This is a genomic window from Enterobacter sp. V87_3 (assembly GCF_029967835.1).
In the GTDB taxonomy this organism is placed as follows: Bacteria; Pseudomonadota; Gammaproteobacteria; order Enterobacterales; family Enterobacteriaceae; genus Enterobacter; species Enterobacter cancerogenus.
This window is the reverse complement of record NZ_JASCAM010000023.1, coordinates 149,483-163,438: the sequence shown is the minus strand read 5'-3', so window position 1 is coordinate 163,438 and position 13,956 is coordinate 149,483. Positions and strand designations below refer to the sequence as shown.

11 protein-coding genes and 1 pseudogene are annotated in these 13,956 nt (G+C 55.0%); 11 read left to right on the top strand and 1 reads right to left on the bottom strand.

From position 1 onward, the window contains the following. Positions 1-185: 185 nt before the first annotated feature. From QLG21_RS11765 to patD, 7 genes are all read left to right on the top strand, one after another. Positions 186-374, top strand: a complete 189-nt coding sequence (locus QLG21_RS11765; RefSeq protein ID WP_006175493.1) for a hypothetical protein — start codon at positions 186-188, stop codon at positions 372-374. 82 nt (positions 375-456) lie between these two features. Further along, positions 457-1,869, top strand: coding sequence for a PLP-dependent aminotransferase family protein (locus QLG21_RS11760; protein ID WP_282484469.1), 1,413 nt, complete (start codon positions 457-459; stop codon positions 1,867-1,869). Between the two features lie 248 nt (positions 1,870-2,117). Next, positions 2,118-3,263 (top strand): putative ABC transporter substrate-binding protein YdcS, encoded by a 1,146-nt coding sequence (gene ydcS, locus QLG21_RS11755; protein WP_006175490.1) that lies wholly within the window; start codon positions 2,118-2,120, stop codon positions 3,261-3,263. A gap of 16 nt (positions 3,264-3,279) precedes the next feature. Continuing rightward, a complete protein-coding gene (locus tag QLG21_RS11750; RefSeq protein ID WP_282484468.1) occupies positions 3,280-4,293 on the top strand; it encodes an ABC transporter ATP-binding protein in 1,014 nt (337 codons plus the stop codon). Positions 4,294-4,300: 7 nt separating this feature from the next. Then, positions 4,301-5,239 carry an ABC transporter permease gene (locus QLG21_RS11745; RefSeq protein WP_282484543.1) on the top strand — a complete coding sequence of 313 codons (939 nt, stop codon included), beginning with the start codon at positions 4,301-4,303 and terminating at the stop codon, positions 5,237-5,239. Beyond that, positions 5,229-6,035: an ABC transporter permease gene (locus QLG21_RS11740; protein ID WP_282484467.1), complete on the top strand. Its 807-nt coding sequence runs from the start codon at positions 5,229-5,231 to the stop codon at positions 6,033-6,035. Before QLG21_RS11745 ends, QLG21_RS11740 begins: the two co-directional genes overlap by 11 nt. A 24-nt stretch (positions 6,036-6,059) precedes the next feature. Next, entirely contained in the window at positions 6,060-7,487 is a 1,428-nt protein-coding gene (patD, locus tag QLG21_RS11735) for an aminobutyraldehyde dehydrogenase (RefSeq protein ID WP_282484466.1), read from the top strand. A 132-nt stretch (positions 7,488-7,619) separates the two neighbouring features. Here the strand turns inward: patD and QLG21_RS11730 are convergent, their stop codons facing one another. Further along, positions 7,620-8,678 (bottom strand): hypothetical protein, encoded by a 1,059-nt coding sequence (locus QLG21_RS11730; RefSeq protein ID WP_137848682.1) that lies wholly within the window; start codon positions 8,676-8,678, stop codon positions 7,620-7,622. 164 nt (positions 8,679-8,842) lie between these two features. On the opposite strand from QLG21_RS11730, the gene fhuE reads away from it, so the two are divergent. The 4 genes and pseudogenes from fhuE (at position 8,843) to fdhF (ending at position 13,659) form a co-directional block, all read left to right on the top strand. Further along, positions 8,843-11,011 carry a ferric-rhodotorulic acid/ferric-coprogen receptor FhuE gene (gene fhuE / locus QLG21_RS11725; protein WP_282484542.1) on the top strand — a complete coding sequence of 723 codons (2,169 nt, stop codon included), beginning with the start codon at positions 8,843-8,845 and terminating at the stop codon, positions 11,009-11,011. A gap of 6 nt (positions 11,012-11,017) precedes the next feature. After that, a pseudogene (locus QLG21_RS11720) lies at positions 11,018-11,195 on the top strand (VapC toxin family PIN domain ribonuclease); the annotation flags it as partial. Next, positions 11,164-11,337, top strand: a complete 174-nt coding sequence (locus QLG21_RS11715; protein WP_282484465.1) for a hypothetical protein — start codon at positions 11,164-11,166, stop codon at positions 11,335-11,337. The pseudogene QLG21_RS11720 and the gene QLG21_RS11715, both read left to right, overlap by 32 nt. 171 nt (positions 11,338-11,508) lie before the next feature. After that, on the top strand, positions 11,509-13,659 hold the full coding sequence (fdhF, locus tag QLG21_RS11710; protein ID WP_282484464.1) for a formate dehydrogenase subunit alpha: 2,151 nt from the start codon (positions 11,509-11,511) through the stop codon (positions 13,657-13,659). The last annotated feature ends 297 nt before the right edge of the window (positions 13,660-13,956 follow it).

Here is a 13,956-nt window from a genome sequence, read left to right as displayed (position 1 = left end):
TTCTGGTTTGGAAACCGAATAAATATCTGACGTAGTTTTATAAAAGCAGTTCTCATCACGTTGTGCCTCTCCGCAGCCTCTCTTGGGTCTTTTTCTACACTCCGATTAGCTTTTTGTTTCAGACCACTCTATCGCCTGAAAGGCCCATTAGCACTTTACGTATTTTACGTTTACAGGAGAATCTTATGATTTCTTATATCCATTTCCGCTGCCCATGCTGTCATGGCTCGCAGTACCGCACCTCAGCTTTTGATGTGTCTGACAAAAACCCGTACGGCGCAAAATGCATTTTTTGCAAATCGTCGATGATTACGCTGGACCACCTGGCCGCTGCGCACGCCGCACAGAGCCATGTGACTGAGTACCGTAAATAATCAACCTCGCTGATCATAACAGTTAGCAAAATCTTCTCTTTTTCTCCTGCTGATATACACTGTCGGCAATAAGGAGAATCTGATGAAAAAATACCAGCGTCTGGCGCAACAAATCATCTCGCAGATTGAGCTTGGCGTATGGTTGCCGGGCGATAAGCTGCCTTCTCTGCGAGAGCAGGTCGCCAGCAGCGGCATGAGTTTTATGACCGTGGGTCACGCGTATCAGATGCTGGAAAGCCAGGGGCGCATTGTCGCCAGGCCGCAGTCGGGCTACTACGTTGCCTCGCGCCCGACCGCACAGCAGCCAGCCCCTCCGGCTCAGGTGATGCGCGACGAAGTGGTCGACATTAACACCTACATCTTCGACGTGCTTCAGGCCAGCCGCGACCCGTCCGTCGTCCCCTTTGCCTCTGCGTTTCCCGATCCCCGTCTGTTCCCGCTTCAGCAGCTCAACCGCTCACTGGCTAACGTCGGCAAAACCGCTACGGCGATGAGCGTGATTGAAAACCTGCCGCCCGGTAATGTGGATTTACGTCACGCTATTGCCCGCCGCTATGCGCAGCAGGGGATGAACATCTCGCCGGACGAGATTGTGATTACCGCTGGCGCACTCGAAGCGCTCAATCTCAGCTTGCAGGCGGTGACGGAGCCGGGCGACTGGGTGATCGTCGAAAACCCCTGTTTCTACGGCGCGCTGCAGGCGCTGGAACGCCTCAAGCTCAAGGCGTTGTCTATCGCAACAGACGTCCGGGAAGGCATCGATCTCAATGCGCTGGAGCAGGCGCTGAATGAGTATCCGGTCAAAGCCTGCTGGCTGATGACCAACAGCCAGAACCCGCTGGGATTTACCCTCACTGCCGATAAAAAGGCGCAGCTCGTGGCCCTGCTGACGAAGCACAACGTCACGCTGATAGAAGACGATGTCTACAGCGAACTCTATTTTGGCCGCGAAAAACCGCTCCCCGCAAAAGCGTGGGATCGTCAGGATATGACGCTACACTGCTCCTCGTTTTCGAAATGTCTGGTGGCGGGATTTCGCATCGGCTGGGTGGCCGCGGGGAAACATGCGCGCCGCATTCAACACCTGCAGCTGATGAGTACCTTATCCACCAGCTCACCGATGCAGCTGGCGCTGGTGGACTACTTGGCAACCAAGCGCTACGACGCTCACCTGCGCCGCCTTCGACGCACGCTTGCCGAGCGCAAACAGCAGGCCTGGCAGGCGCTGTTGCGCCACATGCCCGTGGGCGTCAAAATCCATCACAGCGACAGCGGCTATTTTTTGTGGCTCGAACTGCCCGCGCAACTTGATGCAGGCTTACTGAGCGAGAAGGCGTTAACCCACCATATCAGCATCGCTCCGGGGAAGATGTTTTCTACCTCTGACGTCTGGACGCCGTTCTTCCGTTTTAACACCTCCTGGACGTGGGGCGAGCGGGAAGAGCAGGCCGTTATCCAGCTGGGAACGCTGATTAGCGACATGCTGGACGCCTGATTTTCGCCTCTCCTGCGGTCGGCCCGGTGATGCACACGCCGGGCTGTATCATAGGAAATCTGCATACCACCTCCCAACGCTAACCCCTTGTCTATAATCCAGTTAACGGGGAATGCGCCCTCGGTCACACCTTGATGAAAATTCCTTAAGCCGCGCGGTGCGGCGCATTTGCGCGGTCTACGTTTAGTTAAGGAGATATTTTTACGGCACGGCTGCCGCTAAATTTCATTGCGACAGGAGTAAATCGAATGAGCAAAAATTTTGCCCGCAGCAGCCTGTGCGCGCTTGGCATGACGATCATGACAGCGCAAGCCGCCGAGCCACCTAAAGCCATTGGCGACGGGGAAGGCCGACTGGATATCATTGCCTGGCCGGGGTATATCGAACGCGGTCAGACGGATAAAAACTATGACTGGGTTACGCAGTTCGAAAAAGAGACCGGGTGTGCGGTTAATGTAAAAACGGCGGCCACGTCAGATGAGATGGTCAGCCTGATGGCGAAAGGGGGCTACGATCTGGTTACGGCCTCGGGTGATGCCTCGCTGCGCCTGATTATGGGCAAACGCGTTCAGGCGATTAACCCCGATCTGATCCCGAACTGGAAAACAATCGACCCGCGAATGGTGAAAGGCGAATGGTTTAACGTTGGCGGTAAGGCCTACGGCACGCCGTATCAGTGGGGGCCGAACCTGCTGATGTACAACACCAAAACCTTTCCCACGCCGCCGGACAGCTGGAACGTGGTCTTCGTAAAACAGGATCTGCCGGACGGTAAAACCAATCAGGGCCGGGTCCAGGCCTATGATGGCCCAATCTATATTGCCGACGCGGCGCTGTTCGTTAAAGCCACCCAGCCTGCGCTCGGCATCACCGATCCGTATCAGCTCACGGAAACCCAGTATGCCGCCGTGCTTAACGTATTGCGGGACCAGCATGCGCTGATCCACCGCTACTGGCATGACACCACCGTACAGATGAGCGATTTCAAAAACGAAGGCGTGGTGGCGTCCAGCGCGTGGCCGTATCAGGCAAATGCCCTGAAAGCGGAAAACCAGCCGATCGCTACCGTCTTCCCGAAAGAGGGCGTCACCGGCTGGGCGGATACCACCATGCTCCACGCCCAGGCGAAACACCCAATGTGCGCATACAAATGGATGAACTGGTCGTTAACGCCAAAAGTGCAGGGCGATCTGGCGGCATGGTTCGGTTCGCTGCCGGTCGTGGCGGAAGGCTGTAAGGCCAGTACGCTGTTGGGCGAGAAAGGCTGCGAAACCAACGGTTATAACAACTTCGACAAAATCATGTTCTGGAAAACCCCGGTGGCGCAGGGGGGCAAGTTTGTGCCGTACAGCCGCTGGACGCAGGATTACATCGCCATCATGGGCGGGCGTTAATTGCCGGGAGCAGAACATGACGTACGCGGTAGAGTTCACTGACGTTTCCCGCCTGTACGGTGACGTACGGGCGGTGGATGGGGTCACCATTGGCATTCATGACGGAGAGTTTTTCTCAATGCTGGGGCCGTCTGGCTCCGGCAAAACCACCTGCCTGCGCCTGATTGCCGGGTTTGAGCAGCTCAGCGGCGGCAAAATCACTCTCTTCGGCAAAGAGGCCAGCGAACTTCCGCCGTGGGAGCGTGATGTGAACACGGTGTTCCAGGACTACGCGCTGTTCCCGCATATGTCGATCCTCGATAACGTGGCCTACGGCCTGATGGTGAAGGGCATCGACAAAAAAACGCGACACGCGCGGGCAAACGAGGCGCTGGAAAAGGTCGGTTTAGGTTTTGCCCTTGCCCGCAGACCGTCGCAACTATCGGGCGGCCAGCGTCAGCGCGTGGCGATTGCGCGCGCGCTGGTCAACGAGCCTCGGGTATTACTGCTGGATGAGCCGCTCGGGGCGCTGGATCTGAAACTGCGTGAGCAGATGCAGTTTGAGCTGAAAAAACTGCAGCAGGAACTCGGTATCACCTTCATTTTTGTCACGCACGATCAGGGTGAAGCCCTGTCGATGTCCGACCGCGTGGCGGTGTTTAACAATGGGCGTATCGAGCAGGTAGATACCCCGCATGCGCTCTATATGCGCCCGCGCACGCTGTTTGTCGCCGGTTTCGTCGGCACCTCAAATGTGTTCGATGCGGGCATCGCCCGTAGCGTCTGTGGTATGGAGGGTATGTACTCGCTGCGCCCGGAGCATATTCGCCTCAATCAGGGCGGAGAAGTTCAGGTTCAGGGCGTGGTACAGGCGGTACAGTATCAGGGGGCGGCAACCCGCGTGGAGCTTGCGCTGGCAGATGGCGCAAAGCTGCTGGTCAGCCAGGCGAACCTCAGCGGTGGGATCTTACCGTCGGGCGTTGAACCCGGCCAGCAGGTGCTGGCATCCTGGTCGCGCGAGGCCATGGTGCGGCTGAATGAGGAGCGGTGAAATGGAGATGCGCATTTCACCTGCGCCCGGGCCGCACGGCACCCTGCGCCGTATCACCGCGCTGTTCTGGCGCAAACCCGCATTAGGGCTGTTCCTGCTGCTCCTTGCCCCGCTGATGTGGTTCGGCATTATCTATTTAGGCTCGCTGCTTACGCTGCTGTGGCAGGGGTTCTATACCTTCGATGACTTCACGATGTCGGTCACGCCGGACCTGACGCTTGCGAACATTCAGGCGCTGTTCAACCCGGCAAACTACGACATCATCCTGCGAACGCTGGCGATGGCCACCGCCGTTACCCTTGCCAGCGCGATCCTGGCCTTCCCGATGGCCTGGTACATGGCGCGCTATACCCGCGGCAAATGGAAAGCGTTTTTTTATATTGCGGTGATGCTGCCGATGTGGGCCAGCTATATCGTCAAAGCCTACGCGTGGACGTTGCTGCTGGCGAAAGATGGCGTCGCGCAGTGGTTTCTTGGGCATATGGGGCTGGAGCCGGTGTTGATGTCGATCCTCACTCTCCCGGCGATTGGCGGCAATACGCTGTCGACTTCCGGGTTGGGGCGTTTTCTGGTGTTCGTCTACATCTGGCTGCCGTTTATGATTTTGCCGGTGCAGGCTGCGCTGGAGCGTTTACCTGCGTCATTGCTGCAGGCCTCTGCCGATTTGGGCGCGCGTCCTCGTCAGACGTTCCGCTACGTCGTATTCCCGCTAGCTGTACCCGGTATTGCGGCCGGGTCGATATTTACCTTTTCGCTGACGCTCGGTGATTTTATCGTGCCGCAACTGGTTGGGCCGCCGGGATACTTCATTGGCAATATGGTCTATTCCCAGCAGGGGGCGATCGGCAATATGCCGATGGCGGCGGCATTTACGCTGGTACCGATTGTGCTGATTTCTCTCTATCTGGCGTTTGTGAAACACCTGGGAGCGTTCGATGCACTCTGAGCGCGCACCGCTGTTCCTGAAAATTGCCGCGTGGGGTGGGGTGATCTTTCTCCACTTCCCGCTGCTGATCATCGCCATCTATGCGTTTAATACCGAAGATGCAGCCTTCAGTTTCCCGCCGCGCGGCTTGACGCTGAAGTGGTTTAGCGTAGCTGCCTCGCGCGGAGATATCATTGATTCCGTGACGTTGTCACTTAAGATCGCCGCCATGTCGACGGCTATCGCGCTGGTGCTGGGCACGCTGGCGGCCGCGGCGCTGTGGCGCAGCACATTTTTTGGCAAAAACGCCATCTCGCTTTTGCTACTGCTACCCATTGCCCTGCCGGGGATCATCACCGGCCTGGCGCTGCTGACGGCGTTCAAAACCATCAATCTTGAACCCGGATTTTTCACGATCGTTGTCGGACACGCCACCTTCTGCGTGGTGGTGGTATTTAACAACGTGATCGCCCGGTTCCGTCGTACCTCCTGGAGCCTGGTCGAAGCGTCGATGGATTTAGGGGCCGACGGCTGGCAAACCTTCCGCTACGTGGTGCTCCCCAATTTAGGGTCTGCGCTGCTGGCAGGGGGGATGCTGGCCTTTGCCCTGTCGTTTGATGAAATTATCGTCACAACATTCACCGCGGGGCATGAGCGCACGCTGCCGCTGTGGTTGCTCAACCAGCTTGGACGTCCGCGCGATGTGCCGGTCACCAACGTGGTTGCGCTGCTGGTGATGCTGGTGACGACTCTCCCCATTCTGGGAGCCTGGTGGCTCACCCGCGACGGCGAGACTGTCGCCGGTGGCGGAAAATAACGTCGATTTCAACAGGACAATGCTATGCAAAATCAACTGCTGATTAAGGGTGAACTGGTCAACGGCGAAGGGGAAAAGCAGCCGGTGTATAACCCCGCCACGGGGGCGGTGCTGCTTGAGATCGCCGAGGCGTCTGCTGCTCAGGTCGATGCGGCCGTTCAGGCAGCCGATGAGGCTTTCGACACCTGGGCACAAACCACGCCAAAGACCCGTGCCGAGTGTTTGCTTAAGCTGGCGGATGCCATCGAGGCGAATGCGGATGAGTTTGCGCGTCTCGAATCGCTTAACTGCGGGAAGCCGCTGCACTGCGCGCGCGGGGATGAGATCCCGGCAGTGGTGGATGTGTTCCGCTTCTTTGCCGGTGCGGCGCGCTGCCTGAACGGTCTGGCAGCCGGAGAGTACCTTGAAGGGCACACCTCCATGATCCGCCGCGATCCGGTGGGCGTCGTGGCCTCGATTGCCCCCTGGAACTACCCGCTGATGATGGCGGCCTGGAAGCTGGCCCCGGCGCTGGCCGCAGGGAACTGCGTGGTGATCAAGCCCTCGGAAATCACGCCGTTGACGGCATTGAAGCTGGGCGAACTGGCGAAAGATATCTTCCCGGCCGGGGTGCTCAACGTGCTGTTTGGCCGGGGGAAAACCGTTGGCGACCCGCTCACCGGACACGAAAAAGTGCGTATGGTCTCGCTTACCGGATCAATTGCAACCGGGGAGCACATCATCAGCCGTACGGCCTCCTCCATTAAGCGCACGCACATGGAACTGGGTGGGAAAGCGCCGGTTATTGTGTTTGACGATGCGGATCTGGATGCGGTGGTGGAAGGCGTGCGCACCTTTGGCTTCTACAATGCCGGGCAGGACTGTACGGCGGCGTGCCGGATCTACGCCCAGAAGGGAGTTTATCCCGCGCTGGTGGAGAAACTGGGTAAAGCCGTTGCCAGCCTGAAGATGGGCGCGCCTGAGGATGAATCCACAGAGCTTGGCCCGCTCAGCTCTGACGCGCACCTGGCCCGCGTCTGCAAGGCCGTTGATGAAGCGAAAGCGCTCAGCCATATCAGCGTCGTCACCGGGGGCAGTAAACGTGACGGGGCAGGCTATTACTTTGAACCGACCCTGCTGGCCGGGGCAAAGCAGGAGGACGCCATTGTGCAGCGCGAAGTCTTTGGCCCGGTGGTGAGCGTCACCGAGTTTGACGACGAGGCGCAGGTCCTGGCCTGGGCCAACGCTTCGCCATACGGTCTGGCATCGTCCGTCTGGACAAAAGATGTGGGCCGCGCCCATCGGCTTAGCGCGAGGCTGCAGTACGGCTGCACCTGGGTCAATACCCACTTTATGCTGGTAAGCGAAATGCCGCACGGCGGGATGAAGCTCTCAGGCTACGGGAAAGATATGTCGGTATACGGGCTGGAGGATTATACGGTTGTCCGGCATGTCATGATTAAACACGACTAAATTAAGCGCCGCGCTGATGTGAAATAGCATTTGAGCGGCGCATCTTTTTCGGTCTTGCGGATTGCTGTTTAGATACAGCTACAACGACCACTTTGATAAATTAGCCATCCCTCACAGGATGGCTGTATTTATTTAATTTAATGAAATACGAACCACACTATCTGGGCCTTTCGTAGTGTTGTCGTCATTGAAGTCCTGCTTCACTGTTACGTATAACGTTTTACCGTCTGGTGTCACCAGGAGGCTGTTAGGATGGCTGGTGAACGTCCAGCTGTTTTTCACGGCATAGCTGCCAGCGTCAAGCTGCAGCACCTTCTTTGACTCGCGCTGGCTGATGTAAATTTCGTTGCGCGTAGCGTTGAACTTAATCCCCAGCGCATCGCCTTCAAGACGCTTGATAACTTTCCCGCTGCGCTCATCAAATACCAACGTGGTTTTGGCTTTTGAATCATCGGTCACGAACAGGCGGCCGGTGGTCGGATCTTCTGCCATGTTGAGAAACAAATACCCTTTTTTATCTCCCGGCGTCCAGCGCTGTTCGATTTTATACGTGCCCGGGTTAATCACCAGAATTTCACCGCCGCCATTGGCGGCATAAAGGCGATCTTTCAACGGCGAATAGATAATCCCCGTCACCCATTTTCCGGCATTCTCAATTCGGGCTTTTAGCGTCATGGTGCTGGCATCAACCACGGAGATAAAACCAGGGTCGGCAACGCCGCCGATAAACAGTTGTCCCTTGTGGAAGAGGATCTCACGTGCGCCAACCGGGTCGCCATCCTTATCTTTGCCTTCAAACATCAGGCGCTGCAGCACCTTGCCGCTTTGCACGTCCACTTTCGATACACCGCCATCAAGGGTGTTGGTGGTGTAGTAGACCTTGCCATTATCGTCCGCCGCCATGCCGAAGTTTTTCAGGTCGGTGTGGGTTTCACTTTGCGTGGCAAGCGTTGTGGGATCCAGTTTATAGAGCACTCCACCGTTGACGTTTTTAAAGCCCTGCGCGCTCGCGACGTATAACGCGTTTGCCGTTGGAGAATAAACCATCTCATACAATCCATCAGCGAGTTCGCGCTGCTTGAATGCAGGCGAATCAGGGGAAGTTGCTGACGCGGTTGCGCTCAGGGTTAACGCCGCGGTAAGGACGCTGACGCCCCATGTCTTTCCGTTTAGCCATTGCAATTTGTTCATTTTTTGTTCCTGTCAGACGAGAAAGGCGCTGATTTTTTATAAATATACATTTATTTACATTTCACTTACAAAATAACCTGTGCATAATAAAGCAAATAATTATCATTTCCATTCTTATTTAGATAGATAACTTGCAAAAACGACAACAACTGACAGGTAACATGATGATGCTTAACGGCAGGGCTAATCGCGCGAAAGCGCCCGCAGGATTAATTCATACGCCATTCTCACTTTCACTGCTTGCGCTGGCGATGTCCGCCGTCATGCACCCGGCACAGGCGGATGAGAATACACAAGAACAAGAAATGGTTGTCTACGGCGACGGGAGCGGGAGCGCCGATTCGCAGCAGGATTATGCGGTAAAAACCACGCGCTCAGGCACCAAAATGCTGCTGACGCCGCGCGACGTTCCCCAGTCAGTAAGCGTCGTGACGCGCCAGCGTATGCAGGATCAGGATCTGCAAACCATTGACCAGGTATTAACCAATGCCACCGGCGTTTCGTCGCAGCAGGTTGATAGCGAGCGTTCCAGCTACTTTTCTCGCGGCTTTGAAATCACCAATTTCGCCTACGATGAGATCCCCACATCGATGGGCGACGCGTGGAACTTTGGCGATGCGCAGGAAGATACCGCCATTTATGATCGTATCGAGATTGTGCGCGGCGCGAACGGCCTGATGACCGGCGCTGGCGATCCGGGAGCAACGGTGAACATGGTGCGTAAACGTGCCGACAGTAAAACCTTCAGGGGCAACGTCAGCGCAAGCTACGGAAGCTGGAACAAACAGCGTTATGTGGGCGACATCTCCGCGCCGCTCAATTCCGACGGCAGCCTGCGCGGGCGCGTCGTGGCAGGTTATCAGGATCAGGACAGCTGGCTCGACAGATATGGTAAGCGCAAGAAATTTCTCTATGGCGTAATTGAAGGCGATGTAACGGAACACACAACGGCCTCGCTGGGCTGGGATTATCAGCAAACAAATACCGCCAACCCGACCTGGGGCGGATTACCCAGCCTGTACAGTAACGGCAGCCGCACCCATTACGATCGCAACGTGAATACCTCGGCGGACTGGACGGGATACAACGTTGAATCACGTAAAGTTTTTGCTAACCTCACTCACAGCTGGGATAACGGCTGGTCGATTCGTTTCAATGGAACCCACGGCGAGCAAACGTTCAACGACACTCTGCTCTACGTGATGGGCAATCCGGACGCCACCACCGGTGAGGGCGCATCAGGTTGGGGAAGTAAGGATCGCGGCAAGCGTACCCTGGACTCCTTTGATACCTACGCCAGCGGACCTTTTGAACTACTCGGGCGTCAACATCAGCTGATGGCCGGAGCCAGCTATAGCCGGCAGCACAATGCCACCTTCAGCAAAGACGGGCCGATGGACAGCGATCGGATTGGCATCTTCAACAACAGCTGGGACGGCAGCGTGGCCGAGCCGGAGTGGGGCGACTGGTATCAAAATGCGGATGATATCGTGCGGCAAAAATCGGTGTATACGGCGACACGCCTGTCGCTGGCGGATCCATTGTCGCTGATTGTTGGCGCACGTTATACCCAATACAGCTCAGACGGCAGCAGCGGCGATATGCGTAAATACAACACCACGCCTTACGGCGGGCTGGTATATGACATCAACGACAGTCTTTCCGCTTACGCCAGCTATACCTCAATTTTTGCCCCGCAAACCAAACGCACGAAAGATGGCGCATGGCTTTCCCCCGTCACCGGCAAAAACTATGAAACGGGCCTGAAGGCCGACTGGATGGACGGTCGACTGACCACCAACGTTGCCGTATTCCGCATCGAACAAGAGAACGCAGGAGAGGCCATAAGTGGAGAATTTGTTAATGGATCCAGCGAACAGGCTTATCGTGCAACCAAAGGCGCAGTGAGCAAAGGGGCGGAATTTGAAGTGAACGGTGCCGTTACCGACAACCTGCAGCTTACCTTCAGTGCGACCCGTTACGTTGCCCGTGATTCAGATGGTCGCTTTAACAGCTTCGCGCCGCAGACGCAGCTGAAGCTGTTCAGCCGCTACCGCGTCCCGGTGCTTCCGGAACTGACCGTAGGCGGCGGGGTTAACTGGCAGAATCAGGTGTACAAAGATGTCACCGGTCCGGACGGCGAAACGCAGCGCCTCTACCAGGGCAGCTATCCGCTCGTCGATTTGTTCGCACAGTATCAGCTGACGAAACAGCTGGCGGTGCAGGCAAACGTCCGCAACCTGTTCGACCGTGAATACTACTCCTACCTCGATGACTCTGCCGTCTATGGCGAACCGCGTAGCGTCTCGGTAAGCATGAATTACACATTCTGATGCAATCAGCATATTGTTATCCCGGCCATCACCTGTTCCGAAATACGCTTCGACTCCACCGCGCCGAAAGCCTCGCCGCGCCAGCCTCAACGGGTTGATGCGTTTTGCGCCCACCTAGATGTCATCCTGCCCCTGGGATGGCGTCGCGGTGGATGCGCGCACTTATCTGGCGATCATTACGCGGGCTGGTCCTATTCATCGGATGCGGCCACTGCGGACTGGAAAACACCGTTCGCCACAGCATGAACATTGTTTCTGACACCCATGAATGGATTATCGACAAATATGCCGAAATCATCGTCATTACGTGTCAGCGCAACGTTTAAATTACTGAATTATAGAGTTTATATAATTGGCATATTTCATGCATGACTGTGAAAAGGGGGGAATATGGTCCCCTGAGTTGATGATGAAACCCGAGGTTACGCTGCTTTTCAAGTAACGAAACCGCATAATTTTATCATGTCAAAAATTCACTTTTAACAGGTCTGTTACTGATGAAAAAAGTTACTACCGTCTGCCCTTATTGCGGCGCAGGCTGCAAACTTAAGCTGATTGTTGAGAATAACAAAATTATCCGTGCCGAAGCGGCCGATGGCGTGACAAACCAGAATGAACTTTGCCTGAAAGGTTATTACGGCTGGGATTTTCTCAACGATACCAGACTACTCACACCACGACTGACGCAGCCGATGATTCGTTATGAGAAGAACGGTAAACTTAAGCCCGTAAGCTGGGATGAAGCCATCAACTATACAGCTAATCGACTTAAATCCATCAAAGAACAGTATGGCCCACGCGCAATTATGACCACGGGATCATCACGTGGAACAGGTAATGAAACTAATTATGTAATGCAGAAGTTCGCACGAGCGGTGCTGAATACCAATAATATTGACTGCTGCGCACGTGTTTGCCACGGACCATCAGTTGCAGGTCTGCAGATGACACTGGGTAACGGTGCAATGAGTAATTCAATCGGCGATATTGAAAATTCAAAATGTCTGCTGGTGTTTGGCTATAACTGTGCCGATTCACATCCAATAGTAGCGCGCCGTGTAATTAAAGCGAAACAAAACGGTGCCCGAATCATCGTTTGCGATCCGCGTCGCATCGAAACCGCCCGTATAGCCGATCAGCATCTGCAAATGAAAAACGGCTGTAATATGGCATTGGTAAATGCTTTTGGTTATGTGCTGCTTGAGGAACATCTTTACGATCAAGCATACGTTGAGAAATACACCGAAGGCCTGGATATTTACCGTGAAGGGGTTCAAGGCTATAAACCGGAGGACGTTGAACACCTCACCGGTGTTCCGGCCGAGTCAGTTCGTCAGGCAATGCGTACTTACGCTGCCGCACCGTCGGCTACCATCATGTGGGGGATGGGCGTGACGCAGTTTGGTCAGGCGGTTGATGTGGTTAAAGGGCTCGCAAGCCTTGCGTTGCTGACGGGGAATCTGGGGCGTGAAGGTGTGGGGGTTGGCCCGGTTCGGGGACAAAATAACGTACAGGGTGCGTGCGATATGGGCGTGCTGCCCAACCAGTTTCCGGGTTATCAGGATGTGGAAAATAAGCAGGTCCGGACTAAGTTTGCCAAAGCCTGGGGCATAAACGTCGATGACATGGACGACAAAGCCGGCGTACGTATCACCGAAGTTCCGCATCAGGCTCTTGAAGGTAAGATTAAAGCCTACTACATCATGGGTGAAGACCCGTTACAGACCGAAGCTGATCTTGGTCTGGTACGTAAAGGTTTTGAAGCACTTGATTTTGTTGTCGTTCAGGACATTTTCATGACCAAGACAGCTGAAGTGGCAGATGTTATTTTACCCGCCACTTCATGGGGTGAACATGGCGGCGTATTTACCTGTGCCGACCGTGGTTTCCAGCGTTTCGAGAAAGCAATTGATACCCCTTACAATGTCAAACGCGACTGGGAAATTATCAGCTTAATTGCCACAGCGATGGGATACCCGATGCATTACGACAATAACCAGCAAATCTGGGACGAAATGCGCGAACTTTGTCCTCTCTTCTTTGGTGTTACATACGAAAAAATGGGTGAAATGGGTCATGTGCAGTGGCCATGTCCAACACCCGAACATCCGGGTACACCCTATCTTTATAAAGACAACAGATTCGATACCCCAACGGGGAAGGGCCAGCTATTTGCCGCTCCTTGGCGTGCGCCAGCGGAACTCCCGGACGAAGAATACTCGCTGGTGCTTTGTACGGTCCGTGAAGTTGGCCACTACTCATGTCGTTCCATGACGGGTAACTGTGCGGCATTGCAAAGCCTTGCTGATGAACCTGGTTTTGTACAAATCCATCCGGAAGATGCAAACGAGCGGGGTATCAAAGACAAGCAGCTGGTGTGGGTCAGCTCGCGCAGGGGAAAAGTGATAAGCCGTGCAGATGTGAGTGAGCGCATTAATGCAGGGGCGGTATATATGACTTACCAGTGGTGGATAGGTGCGTGCAATGAGCTGACGCAGGACAACCTTGACCCGATATCCAAAACGCCGGAAACCAAATATTGCGCGGTCAACGTTAGTCAGATTACCGATCAGTCGTGGGCAGAAAACTATGCACGGACGACTTATAGCACGATGAAGGCGCGTTTACTGCAGGCGGTGGATGCCTGACGGATCTGTAGCACATCACTGTCCGTATTATTATGCAGAGTATTAGTTGGTACGCGTATATGCCTTGAGTCAATGCATACTGGCAATACTCTGCTGAACGGAAATCAAATTGTTACCTGTCTAAATGTGATAATTGATCCAGATGGAGTTACCGGGCTGACGGTGATGTGAGGATGACCTAAAGCGGGCAGGCGCACGACTGCCCGTAGGGCGCGCAGATCGTTGTTATAATTGCCCGGATCAATCACAGTCACATCCGTTATAGAATGAGGTAATCAATATTTTCACTCTCTAATC

Coding starts and splice junctions, on each gene's coding strand:
- QLG21_RS11765 (WP_006175493.1), top strand. CDS start 186: ATGATTTCTTATATCCATTTCCGCTGCCCATGCTGTCATGGCTCGCAG.
- QLG21_RS11760 (WP_282484469.1), top strand. CDS start 457: ATGAAAAAATACCAGCGTCTGGCGCAACAAATCATCTCGCAGATTGAG.
- ydcS (WP_006175490.1), top strand. CDS start 2,118: ATGAGCAAAAATTTTGCCCGCAGCAGCCTGTGCGCGCTTGGCATGACG.
- QLG21_RS11750 (WP_282484468.1), top strand. CDS start 3,280: ATGACGTACGCGGTAGAGTTCACTGACGTTTCCCGCCTGTACGGTGAC.
- QLG21_RS11745 (WP_282484543.1), top strand. CDS start 4,301: ATGCGCATTTCACCTGCGCCCGGGCCGCACGGCACCCTGCGCCGTATC.
- QLG21_RS11740 (WP_282484467.1), top strand. CDS start 5,229: ATGCACTCTGAGCGCGCACCGCTGTTCCTGAAAATTGCCGCGTGGGGT.
- patD (WP_282484466.1), top strand. CDS start 6,060: ATGCAAAATCAACTGCTGATTAAGGGTGAACTGGTCAACGGCGAAGGG.
- QLG21_RS11730 (WP_137848682.1), bottom strand. CDS start 8,678: ATGAACAAATTGCAATGGCTAAACGGAAAGACATGGGGCGTCAGCGTC.
- fhuE (WP_282484542.1), top strand. CDS start 8,843: ATGATGCTTAACGGCAGGGCTAATCGCGCGAAAGCGCCCGCAGGATTA.
- QLG21_RS11715 (WP_282484465.1), top strand. CDS start 11,164: ATGCGCGCACTTATCTGGCGATCATTACGCGGGCTGGTCCTATTCATC.
- fdhF (WP_282484464.1), top strand. CDS start 11,509: ATGAAAAAAGTTACTACCGTCTGCCCTTATTGCGGCGCAGGCTGCAAA.